At 73.2% G+C, this 19,432-nt stretch carries 17 protein-coding genes; 7 read left to right on the top strand and 10 right to left on the bottom strand.

The features are described from left to right. Position 1: 1 nt before the first annotated feature. The 7 genes from ACFZDA_RS06180 to ACFZDA_RS06150 form a co-directional block, all read right to left on the bottom strand. A complete protein-coding gene (locus tag ACFZDA_RS06180; RefSeq protein ID WP_391075638.1) occupies positions 2 to 943 on the bottom strand; it encodes an SMP-30/gluconolactonase/LRE family protein in 942 nt (313 codons plus the stop codon). Positions 944 to 1,070: 127 nt separating this feature from the next. Further along, positions 1,071 to 1,916, bottom strand: a complete 846-nt coding sequence (locus ACFZDA_RS06175) for a maleylpyruvate isomerase family mycothiol-dependent enzyme (protein WP_391075635.1) — start codon at positions 1,914 to 1,916, stop codon at positions 1,071 to 1,073. Positions 1,917 to 2,006: 90 nt separating this feature from the next. Continuing rightward, complete coding sequence (nirD, locus tag ACFZDA_RS06170; RefSeq protein WP_391075632.1) at positions 2,007 to 2,357, bottom strand: nitrite reductase small subunit NirD; 351 nt, start codon at positions 2,355 to 2,357, stop codon at positions 2,007 to 2,009. Then, positions 2,354 to 4,951, bottom strand: coding sequence for a nitrite reductase large subunit NirB (nirB, locus tag ACFZDA_RS06165; protein ID WP_391075629.1), 2,598 nt, complete (start codon positions 4,949 to 4,951; stop codon positions 2,354 to 2,356). The genes nirD and nirB overlap by 4 nt, the downstream gene beginning before the upstream one ends. Continuing rightward, positions 4,951 to 6,168, bottom strand: coding sequence for an FAD-dependent oxidoreductase (locus tag ACFZDA_RS06160; protein ID WP_391075626.1), 1,218 nt, complete (start codon positions 6,166 to 6,168; stop codon positions 4,951 to 4,953). Before ACFZDA_RS06160 ends, nirB begins: the two co-directional genes overlap by 1 nt. A 207-nt stretch (positions 6,169 to 6,375) precedes the next feature. Further along, positions 6,376 to 7,062 (bottom strand): class F sortase, encoded by a 687-nt coding sequence (locus tag ACFZDA_RS06155; protein WP_391075623.1) that lies wholly within the window; start codon positions 7,060 to 7,062, stop codon positions 6,376 to 6,378. Positions 7,063 to 7,221: 159 nt separating this feature from the next. Further along, on the bottom strand, positions 7,222 to 7,743 hold the full coding sequence (locus tag ACFZDA_RS06150) for a hypothetical protein (protein ID WP_391075620.1): 522 nt from the start codon (positions 7,741 to 7,743) through the stop codon (positions 7,222 to 7,224). A gap of 270 nt (positions 7,744 to 8,013) precedes the next feature. On the opposite strand from ACFZDA_RS06150, the gene ACFZDA_RS06145 reads away from it, so the two are divergent. After that, the gene (locus tag ACFZDA_RS06145; RefSeq protein WP_391075617.1) at positions 8,014 to 8,631 is read left to right on the top strand and encodes an NAD(P)H-dependent oxidoreductase; all 618 of its coding nucleotides are present in this window, start codon (positions 8,014 to 8,016) and stop codon (positions 8,629 to 8,631) included. Positions 8,632 to 8,660: 29 nt separating this feature from the next. On the opposite strand, the gene ACFZDA_RS06140 is transcribed toward ACFZDA_RS06145, so the two are convergent. After that, positions 8,661 to 9,077 carry a gamma-glutamylcyclotransferase gene (locus tag ACFZDA_RS06140; RefSeq protein WP_391075614.1) on the bottom strand — a complete coding sequence of 139 codons (417 nt, stop codon included), beginning with the start codon at positions 9,075 to 9,077 and terminating at the stop codon, positions 8,661 to 8,663. Positions 9,078 to 9,216: 139 nt separating this feature from the next. On the opposite strand from ACFZDA_RS06140, the gene ACFZDA_RS06135 reads away from it, so the two are divergent. After that, a complete protein-coding gene (locus ACFZDA_RS06135; RefSeq protein ID WP_391075612.1) occupies positions 9,217 to 10,863 on the top strand; it encodes a M4 family metallopeptidase in 1,647 nt (548 codons plus the stop codon). 46 nt (positions 10,864 to 10,909) lie between these two features. Here ACFZDA_RS06135 and ACFZDA_RS06130 read toward each other — a convergent pair whose 3' ends face one another. Beyond that, positions 10,910 to 11,620, bottom strand: a complete 711-nt coding sequence (locus ACFZDA_RS06130; RefSeq protein ID WP_391075609.1) for a GntR family transcriptional regulator — start codon at positions 11,618 to 11,620, stop codon at positions 10,910 to 10,912. 134 nt (positions 11,621 to 11,754) lie between these two features. On the opposite strand from ACFZDA_RS06130, the gene manD reads away from it, so the two are divergent. Genes manD through ACFZDA_RS06105 form a run of 5 tightly spaced genes read left to right on the top strand, consistent with a single transcriptional unit; the run spans position 11,755 to position 17,261 of the window. After that, the gene (gene manD, locus ACFZDA_RS06125) at positions 11,755 to 12,963 is read left to right on the top strand and encodes a D-mannonate dehydratase ManD (RefSeq protein WP_391075606.1); all 1,209 of its coding nucleotides are present in this window, start codon (positions 11,755 to 11,757) and stop codon (positions 12,961 to 12,963) included. After that, positions 12,960 to 14,333, top strand: a complete 1,374-nt coding sequence (locus ACFZDA_RS06120; protein WP_391075603.1) for a mannitol dehydrogenase family protein — start codon at positions 12,960 to 12,962, stop codon at positions 14,331 to 14,333. Before manD ends, ACFZDA_RS06120 begins: the two co-directional genes overlap by 4 nt. Before the next feature lie 48 nt (positions 14,334 to 14,381). Next, positions 14,382 to 15,776, top strand: a complete 1,395-nt coding sequence (locus ACFZDA_RS06115) for an MFS transporter (RefSeq protein ID WP_391075600.1) — start codon at positions 14,382 to 14,384, stop codon at positions 15,774 to 15,776. Next, positions 15,773 to 16,816: an alcohol dehydrogenase catalytic domain-containing protein gene (locus ACFZDA_RS06110; protein WP_391075597.1), complete on the top strand. Its 1,044-nt coding sequence runs from the start codon at positions 15,773 to 15,775 to the stop codon at positions 16,814 to 16,816. Before ACFZDA_RS06115 ends, ACFZDA_RS06110 begins: the two co-directional genes overlap by 4 nt. A gap of 52 nt (positions 16,817 to 16,868) precedes the next feature. After that, positions 16,869 to 17,261, top strand: coding sequence for a PfkB family carbohydrate kinase (locus tag ACFZDA_RS06105; protein ID WP_391075594.1), 393 nt, complete (start codon positions 16,869 to 16,871; stop codon positions 17,259 to 17,261). Here the strand turns inward: ACFZDA_RS06105 and ACFZDA_RS06100 are convergent. Further along, positions 17,221 to 19,401, bottom strand: coding sequence for a molybdopterin-dependent oxidoreductase (locus ACFZDA_RS06100; protein ID WP_391075591.1), 2,181 nt, complete (start codon positions 19,399 to 19,401; stop codon positions 17,221 to 17,223). The genes ACFZDA_RS06105 and ACFZDA_RS06100 overlap by 41 nt on opposite strands. Positions 19,402 to 19,432: the final 31 nt, after the last annotated feature.

Genomic DNA, 19,432 nt, shown 5'->3' with positions numbered 1-19,432 from the left:
CTCACAGGGGCACGGCCACCGCGTTGAACGTCGTCTGAGGCGTCTGCGGGCTGGTGAAGCGGGCGTTGACCAGGTAGAGACGGTCGCCGTACCGTGCGGCCGTGGTGGGAACGTCGAAGCGGGGGTCGGTGATCGTCCTGCTCAGCGTGGCGGTGGTGGCCTTCCGGCCGAGGTCCCAGACCGTGACCTTGTTCAGACGGTTCTGGACGACGTACAGCGTGCGGCCGAGGCGGACCAGACCGTCGCCGCCCGCCACGTCCGGCGCGCCCCGCAGCGCGATCGTGACGGCGTGGCCGGTCGCGAGATCCACGCGGTACAGCTGACCTGCGTTGACGACGATCAGACCGCGGCCGTCGGGCGTGGCGACCAGGCCGTTGGCGCTGTTGGTCCCGGCGGGCGCCTGCACCCACTCGCCGGTGAGCGGCAGCGCGCGGACCTCGCCCCGCCGGCCGCGCGGCACACCGTGGAGGACGGCCGCACGGGAGTCGGTGAACCAGGCGCGGTCCTCGTGCAGGACGACGTCGTTGATGAACGGGGCGGGATCCCGGGTGAGTTGGTAGGTGGTGAGCAGCTCGCCGGTGCGCGCGTCGACGATCCTCGCGGTGCCCCCGGCGCCGCCGGCCACGTACAGCAGGCCGTCACGGTCCAGCTTCAGCCCGATGGAGGCGAGTCCGGCGGTGCCCTCGTGCAGCACACCTCCCTGGCCGGTGCGCAGGTCGGTGCGGTAGATCGCGCCGTCGGCGCGTGAGCCCATGTACGCGTACGGCCTGCTGCCGATGGTGATCCCCTCGGGGAGCCAGCCGTCGGGCAACGGGAACTCGGTCGGCCGGCCGGTCCGGGGGGCGGCCTGCGCCGTTCCGGTGGCGCCGGCGGCCACCGCGAGCGCGGCGACGGCCCCGCCGAGCACGCTCCGCCGGGACGGCCGGGAGTGGTTCCGGGTCATGGTCGGGCCTCCGTGGGAAGGAAGGTGGGGGTGTGACCCGATGAAACGCCAAGGCCCCCCGGACCGGCAGCCGAGTCGGTGAACTCGACAGCAACTCGACAGCCGAGCACGGCAGTTGATCAGTTGGTCAATAGACGATCGACACGATCCGGCACACGGCACCGGCCAGCCGCCGGTCCCCCGTGAGCCGGGCCCGATCGAGAGCGTCGGCCGGCTGCACACCCCGCGTGCACAGCCGCCAGGCGGTTTCCGCGTCCAGCTCCACGCCGGCTGCCGCCGGCCGGCCGCCGGACTCCTCCGCCAGGGACCAGCCGTCCGGCCCGGCGGTCACGCTCCAGGTGCCCCCGCCCGGCCCGGGGACCGCCACCTCCACGCGCGTGCCGTCCGGTGCGGCGGTGTCGCGCAGCGTGTGGGGCAGGGCCCGCATGAAGGTGTCCAGGACCAGGGACAGGGCCCGCGGCTCGGGGTCGGTGCCCAGCCCGGCCGCGTGCCGGATCTGCTGGCGGTGCGTCCAGTACTCGGTGTACTCCCGCGCACAGTCCAGCCACATCGGGGCCGGGTCCGCACCGGCCCAGGACACGCCCAGGGCCGGCGCGTCCAGGTCGGCGTGCGCGAAGCGGCGGGCCAGCTCGGAGCCGGCCTCTTCCAGGGCGTCGACGAGCGAGGCCGGGTCCATGTCCCGGTGGCGGTCGACCCACTCCTGGTTCGCGCGGTGGATGAACGCCTCCAGGGTCTCTCCCGGCGCGAAGGCGCCGAACTCGCGGCGGCCGAGGCGGGCGGAGCAATCCCCGAGGACGTGTACGGCGACGTCGTGCACGGTCCAGCCCGGCACGGCCGCCGCCTGCCACTGCCCTGGCCGCAGGCCCCGCAACAGGCCGAGCAGCGCCCCGAGTTCGGGCTCGAACAGCGGGCGGGCGTCGATCGGGGGGCCGAGCCAGGAGAATCCGGGCCTGTCGTTCGGCTGCGCAACCATGACCCAAGCCTGCCAGGCGGCAAGCCTGCCGGGGCACACGGAAACACCCCTCCGGGGAGGGGTGTTCTCCGAGCCGCGTGTCCGTGGTTCCTACGCGGTGCGCACCTTGTACGTCGTCACCTGGGCCTCCTCGTCGTCCAGGCACTGCCCGGACGCCAGGTCGAAGCGCTGCTTGAGCAGCGGGGAGGCGACGAACGGGCGGCCCTGGTGGGTGCCGGTCAGGCCGCGCGAGAGGACGGCCGCGCCGGTGAACGGGTCACGGTTGTCGATGGCGAACAGCTCACCGGTGCGGTCCCGGAAGATCGCCGCCTGGCGGCCGTCCGGCAGCAGTGCCGCCACCCCGCGGCCCGGGAGCAGCATGCTGAGGTCGCACACGGCGAACCAGTCGCCTTCCAGAGCGAGTTCGACCTTCAGATCGGTGGTCTCAGGAGCCAGGGTCATCGCTGGGTGCTTCCTTCCAGTACCTCTTCGGCGGGTCGCATGCCGATGGACAGCAGCGGCAGGTCGGGCTTCATCTGGTCGCGCTCGGGCACGAAGGCGACGACCGGGTCCGGGGTGTCCGGGGCGTTCACGAAGGACACGAACCGGGCGAGCTTCTCGGGGTCGTTGATGGTCTCGGCCCATTCGTCGCGGTAGTGCGCGATGTGCGCCCGCATCAGCTTCTCCAGCTCGTCGCAGATGCCGAGCGAGTCGTGGACGACGACGTCCCGTACGTGCTCCAGGCCGCCGGGGATCCGCTCCAGCCAGGTCGAGGTGCGCTCCAGGCGGTCGGCCGTACGGATGTAGAACATCAGGAACCGGTCGATCAGCCGGACCAGTTCCGCGTCCGACAGGTCCTGGGCGAGCAGGTCCGCGTGGCGCGGGGTGGCGCCGCCGTTGCCGCCGACGTACAGGTTCCAGCCGTTGGCGGTGGCGATCACGCCGAAGTCCTTCGACTGGGCCTCGGCGCACTCGCGCTGGCAGCCGGAGACGGCCGACTTCAGCTTGTGCGGCGACCGGAGTCCCCGGTAGCGCAGCTCCAGGTCGATCGCCATGCGGACGGAGTCCTGGACGCCGTAGCGGCACCAGGTCTGGCCGACGCAGGACTTCACCGTGCGCAGCGACTTGCCGTAGGCGTGGCCGGACTCGAAGCCGGCGTCGACCAGGCGGGCCCAGATCAGGGGCAGTTGTTCGACGCGGGCGCCGAACATGTCGATCCGCTGACCACCGGTGATCTTCGTGTAGAGGCCGAAGTCGCGGGCGATCTCGCCGATCACGATCAGCTTCTCCGGGGCGATCTCACCGCCGGGGATGCGCGGGACGACCGAGTACGAGCCGTTCTTCTGGAGGTTGGCCAGGAAGTGGTCGTTGGTGTCCTGCAGGGCGGCCTGCTCACCGTCCAGGACGTAGCCGCTCGCGCCGATCGCCGGAGCGAGGGAGGCGATGATCGAGCCGACCGCCGGCTTGCAGACCTCGCAGCCGTCACCGCCCCTGGCCTCCTCGCGGCCGTGGCGGTCCAGCAGCTCCTGGTAGCTGTTGATGCGCAGGGCGAGGACGATCTCGTACAGCTCCTCGCGGGTCTGCGAGAAGCAGCCGCACAGGCCCTTGTCGACCTCGATGCCGCCGGCCTCCAGCTCGGCGTTGACGAGCTGGCCGAGGACCTTGACGCAGGAGCCGCAGCCGGTGCCGGCCTTGGTGCACTTCTTCACCTCGGGCACGGTCGTGCACTGGTGGTCGGTGACCGCGCCGCGGATCGCGCCCTTGGAGACGTTGTGGCAGGAGCAGATGATCGCGTCGTCCGGCAGCGCGGACGGGCCGAGCTGGGCCGGGGCGCCGGCGCCGGCGGGCAGCACGAGGGCCTCGGGCGCGACCGGCGGGATGGAGCCGGTGAACGCCTTCAGCGTGCCGTACGCCTCCGCGTCGCCGACCAGGATGCCGCCGAGCAGCGTGCCGTCGCGGCCGATGACCAGCTTCTTGTACAGGCCCGCGCGGGAGTCGGAGTAGACGACGTCCAGGCAGTCCTCGGCGGTGCCGTGCGCGTCGCCGAAGGACGCCACGTCCACGCCGAGCAGCTTCAGCTTGGTGGACAGGTCGGCGCCGGTGAAGGCGGCCTCGTCCGCCGCGATCGTCGCGGCGGCCGTCTCGGCCTGCTCGTAACCGGGGGCGACCAGGCCGTACACCCGGCCGTCGGCGGCCAGCGCGCACTCGCCGATCGCGAACACGTGCGGGTCGTTCACCGTGCGGCACTGCTCGTCGACGGCGATGCCGCCGCGCTCACCGACCGTCAGGCCGCAGTCGCGGGCCAGCTGGTCGCGGGGGCGGACACCGGCGGAGAACACCACCAGGTCGGTGGCGAGTTCGGAACCGTCGGACAGCTTCATGCCGGTCACGGCGCCGTCCTCGCCGACCACGATCTCCTGCGTGCCGACGCCCGTGTGGACGCTCAGGCCCATCTCCTCGATGGTGCGCAGCAGGGCGGCGCCGCCGCCCTCGTCGACCTGGACGGGCATCAGACGCGGTGCGAACTCCACGATGTGCGAGGTGAGTCCGAGACCCTTCAGCGCGCCCGCGGCCTCCAGACCGAGCAGACCGCCGCCGACCACGGCACCCGTCGTCGCCTTCCTGGCGTACTCCTCGATGGCGAGGAGGTCCTCGATCGTGCGGTAGACGAAGCAGCCCTCGGCGTCCTTGCCCGGGACCGGCGGCACGAACGGGTACGAGCCGGTGGCCAGGACGAGCACGTCGTAGTCGACGACGAGACCGGAGCGGGCGGTCACCGTGCGCGTCTCGCGGTCGATCGTCTCCGCCGGGTCGCCGACGCGCAGCTCGATGCCGTGGTCCTCGATGAACCGCAGGTCCGTCATGGACAGGTCCTCGGGCGTCTTGCCCGAGAAGTACGAGGTGAGCTGGACACGGTCGTACGCGGGGCGCGGCTCCTCGCAGAGCACGACCACACGGTGCGTGGCGGTCATGCCGCGCTCGGCGAGCGCTTCGAGGAAGCGCTGGCCGACCATGCCATGGCCGACGAGCACGATCGTGGGGGTGTCCTTGGACATCAGGAGCCTCCGTCATTGGTAAGCAGGTGGAGCAGTGGGCCGCCGTCGGAGGGGAGCGGCTCTGCTCCCTCCCAGGCGCGCGCCAGCGCGCCGACGGTGCCGAGTTCGCCGACGAGGACCCCGCCGACCAGGCGGTCGTCGCGGACGACGACCTTCCGGTAGGTACCGCGGGTGGCGTCGGTGAGCTGGACGACGTCGTCGCCCGGCAGCGCCTCGGTCTCGCCGAACGCGGCGAGGTCGAAGGGGCTGTCGTGCCCGTTCAGGGTGAGTCGGGTCAGGGAGCGGGTGCCGGTGTAGCGGGCGGCCGTGTCGCCGGCGAGCAGTTCCGCGAGCGCGTCGGCCTGTTCGAGCGCGGGGGCGGCGAGGCCGTAGAGGACGCCGTCGTGCTGGGCGCAGTCGCCGATGGCGTGGATGTACGGGTCGGAGGTGCGCAGCTCGTCGTCGACGACGACGCCCTTGCGGACGTCCAGCCCGGCGGCCTGGGCGAGGCCCACCCGGGGGCGGACGCCGCAGGCGACGACGACGAGGTCGGCGTCGAGCGCGTACCCGTCGGCCATCTCCACGGAGCGGACGGCGCCGCCGACGCAGCGCACGTCCCGTACGCGGCACTCGGTGTGCACCTCGACGCCCAGGTCGGTCAGGTGCCGCTTGACGAGCTGGGAGGCGGCCGGGTCGAGCTGGCGTTCCATCAGCCGCTCGGACTGCTGGGCGAGGACGACCTGGGCGCCGCGCAGGGCGAGCGCGCGGGCCGCGGAGACCCCGAGGAGCCCGCCGCCGATGACGACCGCCCGTGCCCCCGGCCGGACCGCCTTGGACAGGCCCAGGCAGTCGTCCATGGTCCGGAAGGCGTGGACGCCCTCGGGCAGCACGTGGTCGGGGGTGAACAGGCCGCGCAGGGGCGGCAGGACGGGGTTGGATCCGGTGGCGAGGACGAGCCGGTCGTATGCGATCACCGTGCCGTCGGCGCACTCGACGGTGCGCTCGCCGCGGTCGATGCCGACGACCCGGCCGCGTGTGGTGTGCGCGGGCGCGGGCAGGGCGATCACCTCGGGGCTGTAACGTCCGGCCAGCACCTCGGCGAGCAGCACCCGGTTGTACGGCCGGTGCTCCTCCTCGCCGATCAGCGACGCGGGCGTGCCGAGCTCACCGAGCCGCCGGGCGAGCCGTACGCCCGCGAGGCCGGTGCCGATCACCACCACACGCTCATTCGAGGTCATGTCCTTGAGCGTGCGGTGCCGGTGTTTCCCGGCAGCATCACGACTGTTTCCCACGGGGAACGCTGCCCTCAGCGGGGGCCGGGGGTGGATGTGAGGGTTCCTGGGGTGCGGCGACGGCGGGCTGTGAGGACGGCGTCGCACGGTCCCGATGGGCCGCCGCCGGGACCTCGCCCGACACAGAGAGCCGTCCCGTGAGGGGTGTGCCGCTCACCGGCTGCCGGTCAGATGCGCGAAGACGACGACGTTCCCCTGGTATCCGGAGCCGCGTGAGTAGCCGCCGCCGCAGGTGATGACCCGCAGTTCGGGGCGGCGGGCGGCGCCGTAGACCTTCTCGTCGGGGAAGTCCTTCGCCGCGTACGCCTCGACGGCGTCCACGGTGAACACCGCGACGGTGCCGTCCCGCCGGTCCACCTCGATCGTGCGGCCCTTGGCCAGGGAGCCCAAGCGGTAGAAGACGGCCGGGCCGTCGGCGTTGTCGACGTGGCCGGCGACGATCGCGGTGCCCCGCTCGCCGGGTGTGGCGCCGGCCTCGTACCAGCCGGCGAGGTTCTTCCGCTCGGCGGGCGGTACGTCGAGACCGCCGGTCCTCGTCAGGCCGAGGCCGGTCAGGGGCGCGTTCACGCGGATCGCCGGGATGCGGACGCGGTCGGGCGGCGAGGGCGGCAGCGCGGCCACGGCGGGCCGCTCACCGGCCCGGCCGTCCTGTCCCGCCCGGCCGTCCTGCCCGTCCCGCCCGGCGCCGGCCTGCGCGGCGGAGGGCTGCGGCGGGGCGTGCGTCTGGGCGCCGTCGCGCAGCAGCCAGACCCCGGAGCACAGGGCGAACACCGTGAGGGCCGCCATGGCGGCGTCGGCCGGGTTGCCGAACCTGGTGCCGTACCTGGGAAACCTGCGCATGGCCGACCTTTCCTGATTCCCGAACGGCCGTCCGGTCTCCGGCCCGCGACCCCGGCTCTCGTCCGGGGTGCGCCCCGTACCCCCCTCCGGGCCGCGAGGGGCGTCGGACCCGGAGGGGGAGGGGACGCGGTACCGGCGACGGACAGCGGAGGGTGTCCGTCAGATCCCGTCGCCTCTCGCCCGGCGATGCAGGAGCCAGGTACCGCCCGCGGCGGCGACGGCGAGGGCCGTCACACCGGCCGCGGTCTGCACGGGATCGGGGCCCAGGGCGCCGCCGACCCCCGTCTTCACACTCCCTCTGGGACGGACCTCCGGGCGCCCGGAGGCCGGCGTCACCACCAGGTCACCGGTGACCCGCCGGCCGCTCCCGGCGCACGTCGCCGTGATCTCGTACGTCCCCTGCTGCGCGCTCGGCGGCACCCGGAACCGCCCGGTCGCGTCCTGCTCGTGCGGGCCCGGCGCGAGGCTGAGGGAACCGGCCCCGACCGCGCCCGCGTCACCCGTCGCCGTACCGCCGTCGCCGCAGGCCGCCGTGCGCACCGTGACCTGTCCGCCCGGGACGGCCGAGGACGGCTCCACCTCCACGTCACCGCCGGGCGCGCCGTACGCCGGGACGGCGGCGAGCGCCGCGGCGGCGACGGCGAGCGCGGTGCCGGTCAGCGGCCGGGCGGTACGTCGCATCGGTGCTCCTTCGAGCGGTTCGGTCGTGCACCTGCCCTTCCGAGGTAACGGGCAGCGGGGCGCCCGCGCTTTCTGAGGGGTCGTCAGAATTGGGGTGAATGGGTGTCAGGGGGAGGTGGACCGGGCGGGCTTCGGAGGTGTTCGGGCAGGTCACGGGCGATCGGCGGACGGATCGCGGAAAAGAGCCGGGCGGGCGTGTGAACGGGTGACCCGGGTACCACGCGGGCCGGGCTTGACCTCAAGAAAGGTTGAGGTATGAGGCTGTGCGGCATGAACACAGCCGTTACGAACGCATCCACCCGCGACCGGCCCGCCACCGAGCCCCTCCGGGTGACCCTCGTCGTCGGCAGCAACCGCCACGGCCGTTTCGGCCCGGTCGTCGCCCGCTGGCTCCTGGACCACCTCCAGGGCCGGGACGACCTGGTCGCCGAGGTCGTGGACGTCGCCGACACCGACCTGCCGACGTCCCTCGAAAGGACCCCCGAGGCGACCGCCGCGCTGTCCGGCGTCACCCCCAGACTGGACGGCGCCGACGCCTTCGTGGTCCTCACCCCCGAGTACAACCACTCCTTCCCGGCGGGTCTGAAGAACCTCGTCGACTGGCACTTCGGCGAGTGGCGGGCCAAGCCCGTCGCCCTCGTCTCCTACGGCGGACGGGCCGGCGGCCTGCGCGCCGTCGAGCACCTCCGGCAGGTCTTCGCCGAACTGCATGCCGTGACGGTCCGCGACACCGTCTCCTTCCACAACGCCGGCGCGTCCTTCGACGACGAGGGCACCCTGCGCGACCGGTCCGGCCCGGACGCGGCGGCCAAGGCCATGCTGGACCAACTGGTGTGGTGGGGCCTGGCGTTGCGCGAGGCCAGGGCGAAGCGGCCGTACGCGGGCTGAGCCCCGGCCCCGGCCCTGCCCGCCCCCTGTCAGCCCCGCGCCCGCCAGTCGCCGCCCGCGACCGGCCTCCCGCTGGTCCGCAGCCGGGCGGCGACGGCGGGCGCGGCCACGTACACCCAGGCCCGGACGACCGCCCCGTCCGCGTCGCGTACGACCTTGCGCTCGACGCGTTCGTACAGGCTGCGCGGGTCGCCCGGCACGTAGTCCTCCAGCCGGTCCAGCTCGGCGAGCAGCTCCGCGTACGTCTCCGGGTGCGCGGTGACCAGCTCCCCGTACACGACCCCGCCGCCCGGCTCCTCGACCGCGTAGGGATAGCCCGGTCCCTCGTACAGCACCGCGTCGAACAGGCGCCCCGGCACCTCGGAGCGGGTGCGGCCGCGCAGGAGGAGGTCGTGGTTGACCTCGCCGGGACGGAGGGTGCCGTAGACGAAGAAAGGGAAGGTCACAGGAACGATTCTCCACCCTCACACACCTCCACACCGGGCCTATGGACATGACATGTCCGGGCCGCCTTAACTCGCGGTCAACATCAACGCCGCCCCCGGTCGACCCCACGCGACCGGGTGCGCCCGTATGAGGAGACCGATGAGTCGGATACGTCACGTCCGGGGTTCCCGTCTCGCCCTCGCGGGCGGTGCCGCCACCGGCACCGCCGTCCTGCTGGCCGCCGCGCTCTCGCCGACCGCCCTGGCGGACGAACGGCCGACCCGGTCCGACGCGATCGACAGCGCCGAGACGGTCCTCGCCGACCGGGCCGCGGACCTGGGCCTCACCTCCGCCCAGGAGACGAAGGTCCGGGACGTGGTCGTCGACGAGGACGGCACCCGGCACGTCCGCTACGACCGCACGTACCACCGACTCCCGGTCCTGGGCGGTGACTTCGTCCTCCATCTGAACCCGGACGGCACCTACCGCGGCACGAGCCGGGCGACGAGGTCGGCGCTGTCCCTCAAGAGCGTCACCCCGAAGGTGACCGCCCCGAAGGCCGCCGACCTCGCCGCGAGCCTGCTGCGCGCCGCGCACCTCGGCGAGACCCTGAAGCAGCTGACCGCCAAGCCGCGGCTGGTCGTCGACGCCCTGCACGGCGCCCCGAAGCTGGCCTGGCAGACCGACGCGGTGGCGCACGACGGGCTCGGCAACCCGGTCGGGCGCACGGTGCTGACCGACGCGACGACCGGCGACCGGATCGACGCCTGGAACACCCTGGAGTCGGCGTCGGGCGACGGCAAGTCCCTCTACGGCGGCACGGTCCCGCTGGAGACGACGAAGTCCGGGTCGTCGTACCGGCTGAAGGACGCGACGCGCGGCGGCACGTACACCGGCGACGCGGCGAACAAGACGGACAAGTGCCTGCTGACGGTCTGTCTGACGCGCGCCCCCGCGACGGTGTTCACGGACGCCGACAACCACTGGGCGACGGGCGCGGCCTCCGACCGTGCGACGGTCGCGGTGGACGCCCAGTATGGCACGGACGTCACCTGGGACTACTTCAAGAACGCGCACGGCCGCAACGGCATCGCCGGCGACGGCAAGGGCTCGTACAACCGCGTCCACTACGGCAAGGACTACAACAACGCCTTCTGGGACGACAACTGCTTCTGCATGACGTACGGCGACGGCGACGGCAAGCAGCTCGGCCCGCTGGTGTCGCTGGACGTGGCCGGGCACGAGATGTCCCACGGCGTGACGTCGAAGACGGCGGCGCTGCGGTACTCGGGCGAGTCCGGCGGTCTGAACGAGGCCACCTCCGACATCTTCGGCACACTGGTGGAGTTCTACGCGGACAACGCCGAGGACCCCGGTGACTGGCTGATCGGCGAGAACGTCGTCCGCTCCGGGCTCGGCCGGGAGGCCCTGCGCCGCATGGACAAGCCCTCGACGGACGGGAAGTCCGCCGACTGCTGGAGCGAGGGTCTGGGCGACCTCGACGTGCACTACTCCTCGGGCGTCGGCAACCACTTCGCCTACCTGCTCGCGGAGGGCAGCGGCGCGAAGACGATCAACGGCGTCGCCCACACCTCCCCGACCTGCGACGACTCCACGGTGCAGGGCATCGGCCGGGCCAAGCTGGGCAAGATCTGGTACCGCGCCCTGACGGTCTACATGACGTCCTCGACCAACTACGCGGGTGCCCGTACGGCCACCCTGAACGCGGCGAAGGACCTGTACGGCAGCGGCAGCACCGAGCAGAAGGCCGTGGCGGCGGCCTGGAGCGCGGTGAACGTGGGCTGAGCCCCACGAGACACATGACGGGCGCGCCTCAGGCGCGCCCGTTCCGCTACTCCCAGACCACCACGTTGCGCCGCACCGGCACCGACGTCGAGCCGGTCGCGAAGAGTTCGGGCGAATGGGCCCGGATGCGCTCGATGTCGCTGAAGACGGCGCGCAGATGCGTGCGCATGGCGGTCCGGGCCGACGCCAGGTCGCCCCCGACGACCGCATCGAAGATCTCCCGGTGCTGGTCGGCGAAGACCGCGGGGGAGACGTTCTCGTGCAGGCCCAGGCGCCGGGCCCGGTCCAGGTGGCCCTTGGCGGCGGCGACCGTGGTCCACACGTTGCCATGGCCGCTCAGCCGCATCAGGCCCTGGTGGAAGGCCTCGTCCAGCTCGAAGAACTCCTCCAGATCCAGCCCCGGGCGCTGCTGGCGTGCGAGGTTGTCCCGCAGTTCCGTGATCACCGCGTGGTCCGGGTCGGGCGGCAGGGCGTCCAGTGAGGCCAGCTCGACGGCCTCCCGCAGGAACTGCGCGTCGGCGACCTGCGCCGGGTCCACCCGGGACACGAACGAGCCGATCTTGGGGAAGATCTGCACCAGCCCGTCCTGGGCCAGCAGGATCAGGCTCTCCCGCACCGGGGTGCGGCTCACGCCGAGGGATGCGGCGAGCTCGTTCTCCGACAGGGCCGCGCCCGGGGGGAGTTCGAGGGTCAGCACCATCTGACGCAGCTTCAGGTAGATGGAGCGCCGGCTGGTCCGCCGGTTCGTCTGGGCCATGTGCACATCCTACGTATCGCAGCAGGGGTCTTGCTCGCCTGCACGACAGGTGCTTGTATACAAGCACTGCACGACAGGAGCCGCCCGCTCCCGTCGGCCCCCGCCCGCTCTCAGCCGCCGTAAGGAGAGCCCCAGTGAGCAAGATCGAGCGCGTCGAGGTCTTCGTCGCCTCCCCGGGCCGCACCTTCGTCACCCTGCGCATCACCACCACGGACGGGGTCACCGGCCTCGGCGACGCCACGCTCAACGGGCGCGAGCTGGCCGTGGCGAGCTATCTGCGCGACCACCTCGCCCCGCTGCTGATCGGCCGGGACCCGGCGCGGATCGAGGACACCTGGCAGTACCTCTACAAGGGCGCCTACTGGCGGCGCGGCCCGGTCACCATGACGGCGATCGCCGCCGTCGACACGGCCCTGTGGGACATCAAGGGCAAGACGGCCCGGCTTCCCGTGTACGAACTGCTCGGCGGCCGGTCCCGGGACGGCGTGCTGGTCTACTCGCACGCCAGCGGCACCGACGCGCCCTCCCTCCTCGACGACGTCGAGCGCTACCTGGAGCTGGGTTACAAGGCGGTACGGGCGCAGGCGGCCGTGCCCGACGTCGGCGGCACGTACGGCGTCCGCAAGGGCAAGCTCTACGAACCGGCGGCCACCGACCTGCCCGACGAGCAGCCCTGGGACACCGAGGCCTACCTCGGCTTCGCGCCGACGTACCTGGAGGCCGTACGGGAGCGCTTCGGCTTCGGCTTCCACCTCCTGCACGACGTGCACCACCGGCTGACACCGATCGAGGCGGCCCGCTTCGGCAAGAGCGTCGAGGCCTGCCGGCTGTTCTGGATGGAGGACCCCACCCCGGCCGAGAACCAGGAGGCGTTCCGGCTCATCCGGCAGCACACCACGACACCGATCGCCGTCGGCGAGGTGTTCAACTCGATCTGGGACGTCCAGCACCTGATCACCGAGCAGCTCATCGACTACGTGCGCACCACCGTGGTCCACGCGGGCGGCATCACGCACCTGCGCCGGATCTTCGACCTCGCCGCGCTGTACCACGTCCGCACCGGCTCGCACGGCGCCACCGACCTCTCCCCGGTCAGCATGGCCGCCGCCGTGCACCTCGACATCGCCGTGCCCAACTTCGGCATCCAGGAGCACATGGGCCATCCCGACGAGGCCCGCGAGGTGTTCCGCACGGGGGTCACCTTCGCCGACGGCATGCTGCACCCCTCGGACGAGCCCGGCCTCGGCGTCGAGTACGACGAGAAGGCCGCCGAACGCTTCCCGTACCAGCGGCGCTATCTCCCCGTGGCGCGCCGCCTCGACGGCTCCGTGCACGACTGGTGAGCGGTGTGCACCGGCTCAACCGCGCCGCGCTCGGCGCCCTCCCGCCCGCCTCGCGGCCCCGCGTCGACCCCGCCGGACTGCGCACCCGGATCGTCCACTTCGGCATCGGGGCCTTCCACCGGGCGCACCAGGCCCTCTACACCGAGAACGCCGCCGCGCGCTCCGGCGAGCCGTGGGGCATCGCCGCGGTCGCTCCCCGGTCGGCGGCGACCGCCGACGCCCTGCGCGCCCAGGACTGCCTGTACTCGGTGACCGAGCGCGGGCCCGAGGGCGGCGTCCCCCGGGTCGTCGGCGCGCTCACCGGCGCCTGCCTGCTCGGGCGGGACCGGGCGGTCGTCGACGGGCTGCTCACCGACCCCGAGGTGACCGTGGTGACGCTCACCATCACGGAGAAGGGCTACCGCGCCACCGGCCCGGACACGGTGATCGCACGCCTGGCCGCCGGGCTGGCCGCGCGGATGCGCGCCGGTGCCGCCCCGGTCAGCGTCGTGTCCTGCGACAACATGGCCGACAACGGAGCCGTGCTGCGCACCGCGATCCAGGGCGCCGTGCGCGCCTCGGGAGCACGGGACCAGGAGCGGGTCCTGGAGCTGATCGACCGGTCCGTGGCCTTTCCCGCCACCGTCGTGGACCGGATCGTGCCCGCCACCACGACGGCCGACCTCGCGGACACCGCCACCCGGCTGGGCGTCCACGACGCGCTGCCCGTCAGCGGCGAGCCGTACCGGCAGTGGGTGCTGGAGGACCGCTTCGCCGCCCCGCGTCCCGCGTGGGAGCTGGACGGCGCCCTCCTCGTCCCCGACGTCGCCCCCTACCAGCTGACCAAGCTGCGGCTGCTCAACGGCTCGCACTCCGCCCTCGCCCCGCTCGGCATCGCGGCCGGCCGCACCACCGTCGCCGACGCGATGGCCGACGGCTGGGGCGAGCGGCTCGTCAAGGCCCTGTGCGCCGAGGTCGCCCCCACCCTGCCGGACGGCGGCCCGGACCCCGGCCGGTACGCCGACGACCTGGTCGCCCGCTTCCGCAACCCGGCCATGGGGCACCTGCTGCGGCAGATCGCCTCCGACGGCTCACTCAAGATCACCGAGCGCTGGCTGCCGGCCCTGCGCCTGCTGCGCGAGCGCGGCGCGGCCACACCCGTCCTCGAACTCGCCCTGGCGGGCTGGGTGAACCTCACCCGGGACCAGGACATCCCGGACCCCGCCCAGGAGGCACTCGCCGCCTGCTGGCGCACCGCGGCGGACGACACGGCCGTCGTCCGCGCTCTCCTCACCGCCGTCGGCGCGCCCGACCTCGCCGACGACCCCGCGCTCGTCACCGCCGTCGTACGGCATCTCCCGGCCCTGCGCGCCGGACACGTGGACATCTGACCGCCACCCCCCCGAGGAAGTCCCCGCTCACGAACAACGGAGTTCACCATGAAGGACACCACGACCGCGGCCGAGCCGGCCGGTGCCGTGCGACGCAGTACACGTGACCTGACCAAGGCCGCCGTGTCCGGCTGGCTGGGCACGGCCATGGAGTTCATGGACTTCCAGCTGTACTCGCTGGCGGCCGCGATCGTCTTCAACAAGATCTTCTTCCCGGACGTCAGCCCCGCCATCGGTCTCATCGCCGCGATGGCCACCTACGGCGTCGGCTACGTCGCCCGCCTCGCCGGCGCGGTCTACTTCGGCAGAATGGGCGACCGGCTCGGCCGCAAGAAGGTCCTGACGATCACCATCCTGCTGATGGGCGCCTCGACCACCCTCATCGGCGTCCTGCCCACCTACGCGACCATCGGCATCATGGCGCCCGTCCTGCTCGTCGTCCTGCGGCTGGCGCAGGGCTTCGGCGCGGGCGCGGAGATCGCCGGAGCGACCGTGATGCTCGCCGAGTACGCCCCGGCGCGGCGGCGCGGCATGGTCTCCTCGCTGGTGTCGCTCGGCACCAACTCGGGCACCCTGGCCGCCTCCGGGCTGTGGGCGGTGCTGCTCGCCGTGCTCAGCGAGGAGCAACTGCTCTCCTGGGGCTGGCGGCTGCCCTTCCTGCTGAGCTTCGGCCTGCTGCTGTTCGCGGTGTGGCTGCGGCGCAACCTCAAGGAGAGCCCGGTCTTCGAGGAGCGGCCCGACGTCGTGGACGGCGTGGCCATGAGCCGCCGCGAGGTGGAGTCGGCCGTCACGGAAGGCAAGGGCGGCGACACCGGACTGCTGGAGGCGGGCCTGAAGCAGCGCAAGGGCCGGGCGTTCTTCCTGGCGCTCGGACTGCGCTTCGGGCAGGCGGGCAACTCCGGTCTGATCCAGACGTTCCTCGTCGGCTACATCGCGACCGAACTCGCGGCCGAGCGCTCCGTCCCCACCGACGCCATCGTGTACGGGTCGCTGCTGGGCTTCCTCACGGTGCCGGCCATCGGCCTGCTCGGCGACCGCTTCGGACGCCGCAGGATGTATCTGGCGCTCACCGCGCTCACGGCCGTCGCCGCCTTCCCGCTGATGATGCTGATCACCTCGGGCAGCACGCCCGCGCTCATGGCCGGCATGATCCTCGGCCTGAACATCGGCGTCCTCGGACTGTTCGCGCTGGAGAGCGTGACGATGGCCGAACTCTTCGGCTCCCGTACCCGGTTCACCCAGCTCGCGCTGGCCAAGGAGATCGGCGGCGTCCTCGCCACCGCGATCGGGCCGGTGCTCGCCGCGAGCCTCACCGCCGCCACCGGGAGCTGGTGGCCCATCGCGGCGATGCTCGTCGTCTACTCCCTCATCACCCTCGTCAGCGCGCTGCTCTCGCCCGAGACGCGCGGGCGCGACCTCGTCCGGCTGGAGGACGCCGTATGACCCCCATGAAAGCCGTCGTCGTACATGGCGCCGGTGACGTCCGGATCGACGAGCGGCCCCGGCCCGAGCCCGCGCGGGACGAGGTGCTGCTCGCCATGGAGTGGGGCGGCATCTGCGGTTCCGACGTCGCGTACTGGAGGAAGGGCGCCTCCGGCACGGCGGCCCTCGCCCACCCCCTGGTCCTCGGCCACGAGGTCGCCGGCCGGGTCGCCGGGCTGGGCCCCGGGGTGACCGGCCTCGCCGAGGGCCAGCCCGTCACCGTCCACCCGGCCCAGCTCGTCGGCGAGCTCCCCGAGCGGCTCGCCGGACGCAGCAACCTCCACGCACACGTCCGTTACCTCGGCTCGGCGGCCCTCACCCCGCACACCGACGGCGGGTTCAGCGAGTTCCGCACGGTCCCCGCGGCCCAGGTCCGGCCGCTGCCCGACGGCGTGGACACCCAGTCGGGCGCCCTGGCGGAGCCGCTGGCGGTCGCCCTGCACGCCGTGGGCCGGGCGGGCGGACTGCGGGGCCGTACGGTCCTGGTGAACGGCGCCGGCCCCATCGGCTCGCTGGTCGTCGCCGCCGCCCGGCACCTCGGCGCGCGGTCGGTGTGCGCGGCCGACCTGTCCTGCGCGTCGCTCGCCGTGGCCCGCGAGATGGGCGCGGACACGACCGTCGACATCTCCCGGGGCGAGGAACTGCCGCCGGACACCGACGTCGTCTTCGAGGCGTCCGGCGCACCGGCCGCGCTGGGGGCGGTCCTGCGCGCCACCGCCCGCGGCGGCACCCTCGTGCAGGTCGGCAACCTGCCGGGGACGGCCGAGCCCGCCGTCCTCGGCGACCTCGTCACCCGCGAGATCACCTGGATCGGCTCCTACCGCTTCGTCGACGAGATCGACGACGCCCTGCGCGCCCTGCGCGACGGCCTGGACGTCTCACCGGTCATCAGCCACCGCTTCCCGCTGGACCAGGCCGAGCGGGCCCTCGCGGTCGCGGCGGACCCGGCGAGCGCGAGCAGCAAGGTGATGCTGCGGCTCGGCGAACCGGTCACGGACTGACCCCCTGCGTACGCCACCCCCGGGCCACCCGCCAGGAGAACGGGGGAGCACGTTGCCCCACCCGGCCGCCGGTTCCCCGCCCGCCGGACCGGCTCGCGACGGGCACACCGCGGCGGACGTCGGGTGCCTGGGCGAGACCATGGCCGTCCTCCGCCCGCCGGACGACCGGCCGCTCGCCGACCAGTCCGCGCTCGGCCACCGCGTGGCCCGGCTGAGCCGGGTGGGCGGCGACGCGTTCGGGCGGCGTATCCGCGCCGAACTCGCGGCGCGGGGAGTCGAGGTGGGCGCCGTCGGCATCGATCCGGTGCATCCGACGGGCGTGTACTTCAAGGACCCGGGGCCGGACGCGACCCGGCAGCAGCCCCAGGAGCAGGGCATGTCCGCAAAGTCCCGGGACAGCACACCTAGCCCCGCACCGCCTCCAGCCGCACCGCGCACGCCTTGAACTCCGGCATCCGGGAGGTCGGGTCGAGCGCGGGGTTGGTGAGGGAGTTGGCGCGGCCCTCGCCCGGCCAGTGGAACGGCATGAAGACGGTGTCGGGGCGGATCGTGCTGGTGATCCGGGCGGGCGCCACGGCCCGGCCCCGCCGGGACACGACGGCCACGGGATCGCCCTCGGCCGCCCCGAGCCGGGCCGCGAGCCGCGGATGCAGCTCCACGAACGGCCCGGGCGCGGCGGCGTTCAGCTCCGCCACCCGCCGGGTCTGCGCCCCCGACTGGTACTGCGCCACGACCCGCCCCGTGGTGAGCAGCACGGGGTACTCGTCATCCGGTTCCTCGGCGATGGCCCGGTGCGAGACGGGGACGAAGCGGGCGCGTCCGTCGGGGGTGGCGAAACGGTCGAGGAAGAGGCGTGGGGTGCCGGGGTGGGCGACGCCCGCCGTGTCCCCCGTCCCGGTGGAGGCCGGGTGCCCCGCCGCGCCCCGTTGCGCGCCGGGGCCACCCGCCCCGTCCTCGGCCCCCGTCAGACCCTCCGGCTCCGCCGTCGGGCACGGCCAGAACACCCCGTTCTCCTCCACCAGCCTGCGGTACGTGATCCCCGAGTAGTCCGCGGGACCGCCCGCGCTCGCCCGGCGGAGTTCCTCGAAGATCTCCTCCGGGTCGGTCGGGAAGCCCTTCTCCACGCCCAGGCGGCCGGCCAGTTCGTGCAGGACCTCCAGGTCGCTGCGGACCCCTTCGGGCGGGGTGATGGCCTGGCGGCGGAGCAGGACCCTGCCCTCCAGATTGGTCGTCGTGCCCGTCTCCTCGGCCCACTGCGTGACCGGCAGCACGACGTCCGCCAGCTCCGCCGTCTCCGACAGGACCACGTCACACACGGCCAGGAAGTCCAACGACCTGATGCGCTCCTCGATGTGCGCGGCACGCGGCGCCGACACCACCGGGTTGGACGCCATCAGCAGCAGCGATTTGATGTCGGTGCCCAGCGCGTCCAGCAGCTCGTAGGCACTGCGCCCCGGGCCGGGCAGCGAATCCGGGTCGACGCCCCACACCTCGGCGACATGCCGCCGCGCGGCCGGGTCGTCGAGCTTGCGGTAGCCCGGCAACTGGTCGGCCTTCTGCCCGTGTTCGCGGCCCCCCTGCCCGTTGCCCTGCCCGGTCAGGCAGCCGTACCCGGACAGCGGGCGGCCCGCCCGGCCGGTCGCCAGGCACAGGTTGATCCACGCGCCCACCGTGTCGGTGCCCTTGGACTGCTGCTCGGGCCCGCGTGCCGTCAGCACCATCGCCGACTCGGGCTCGCAGAACATCCGTACCGTCCGGCGCAGTTCGGGGACGGACACCCCCGTGATCCGCTCCACGTACTCCGGCCAGTGCGCCATCGCGGCGGCCCGGGCGTCCTCCCAGCCCGTGGTCCGCTCCTGGACGTACTCCTCGTCCACCCGCCCCTCGGCGATCACCAGGTGCAGCAGGCCCAGGGCGAGGGCCAGGTCCGTGCCCGGCCGGGGCGCCAGATGCAGGTCGGCCTGCTCGGCGGTCTTCGTGCGGCGCGGGTCGATGACGATCAGCGTGCCGCCGTTCTCCCTCAGCTCGTTGAAGAACCGCAGCGACGGCGGCATGGTCTCCGCGAGGTTCGAGCCGACCAGGATCACGCAGCCGGTCTTCGGGATGTCCTCCAGCGGGAACGGCAGCCCCCGGTCGAGACCGAACGCCTTGATCCCGGCCGCCGCCGCCGACGACATGCAGAAGCGGCCGTTGTAGTCGATCTGGGAGGTGCCGAGCACGACCCGGGCGAACTTGCCGAGCGTGTACGCCTTCTCGTTCGTCAGACCGCCCCCGCCGAACACCCCGACCCCGTCCGGCCCGTGCTCCGCGCGCGTGCGCCGCAGCCCCTCGGCGATCCGGTCCAGCGCCTCGTCCCAGGAGGCCGGCACCAGCGCGCCCCCCTCGCGCACCAACGGCGAGGTCAGCCGCACGTTCGAGGCCAGCACCGCCGGCGCCGTACGGCCCTTGCCGCACAGCGCTCCCCGGTTCACCGGGAAGTCCGTACGCTCGCTCACCTCGACCGTCCCGTCGGGCGCGGGCGTCAGGTTCATCCCGCACTGCAGGGCGCAGTACGGGCAGTGCGTGGGCGTGGCGGTGGTCTGCATACCGTTCAGCCTGCTTCCACCGTGTTACGCC

It is taken from the genome of Streptomyces sp. NPDC007991 (assembly GCF_042958445.1).
GTDB lineage: Bacteria > Actinomycetota > Actinomycetes > Streptomycetales > Streptomycetaceae > Streptomyces.
This window is presented reverse-complemented; position numbering and strand designations above follow the sequence as displayed.

Excerpts from the sequence above, each read along its gene's own strand:
- ACFZDA_RS06180 (WP_391075638.1), bottom strand. The coding sequence starts at position 943 with ATGACCCGGAACCACTCCCGGCCGTCCCGGCGGAGCGTGCTCGGCGGG.
- ACFZDA_RS06175 (WP_391075635.1), bottom strand. The coding sequence starts at position 1,916 with ATGGTTGCGCAGCCGAACGACAGGCCCGGATTCTCCTGGCTCGGCCCC.
- nirD (WP_391075632.1), bottom strand. The coding sequence starts at position 2,357 with ATGACCCTGGCTCCTGAGACCACCGATCTGAAGGTCGAACTCGCTCTG.
- nirB (WP_391075629.1), bottom strand. The coding sequence starts at position 4,951 with ATGTCCAAGGACACCCCCACGATCGTGCTCGTCGGCCATGGCATGGTC.
- ACFZDA_RS06160 (WP_391075626.1), bottom strand. The coding sequence starts at position 6,168 with ATGACCTCGAATGAGCGTGTGGTGGTGATCGGCACCGGCCTCGCGGGC.
- ACFZDA_RS06155 (WP_391075623.1), bottom strand. The coding sequence starts at position 7,062 with ATGCGCAGGTTTCCCAGGTACGGCACCAGGTTCGGCAACCCGGCCGAC.
- ACFZDA_RS06150 (WP_391075620.1), bottom strand. The coding sequence starts at position 7,743 with ATGCGACGTACCGCCCGGCCGCTGACCGGCACCGCGCTCGCCGTCGCC.
- ACFZDA_RS06145 (WP_391075617.1), top strand. The coding sequence starts at position 8,014 with ATGAACACAGCCGTTACGAACGCATCCACCCGCGACCGGCCCGCCACC.
- ACFZDA_RS06135 (WP_391075612.1), top strand. The coding sequence starts at position 9,217 with ATGAGTCGGATACGTCACGTCCGGGGTTCCCGTCTCGCCCTCGCGGGC.
- ACFZDA_RS06130 (WP_391075609.1), bottom strand. The coding sequence starts at position 11,620 with ATGGCCCAGACGAACCGGCGGACCAGCCGGCGCTCCATCTACCTGAAG.
- ACFZDA_RS06115 (WP_391075600.1), top strand. The coding sequence starts at position 14,382 with ATGAAGGACACCACGACCGCGGCCGAGCCGGCCGGTGCCGTGCGACGC.
- ACFZDA_RS06110 (WP_391075597.1), top strand. The coding sequence starts at position 15,773 with ATGACCCCCATGAAAGCCGTCGTCGTACATGGCGCCGGTGACGTCCGG.
- ACFZDA_RS06100 (WP_391075591.1), bottom strand. The coding sequence starts at position 19,401 with ATGCAGACCACCGCCACGCCCACGCACTGCCCGTACTGCGCCCTGCAG.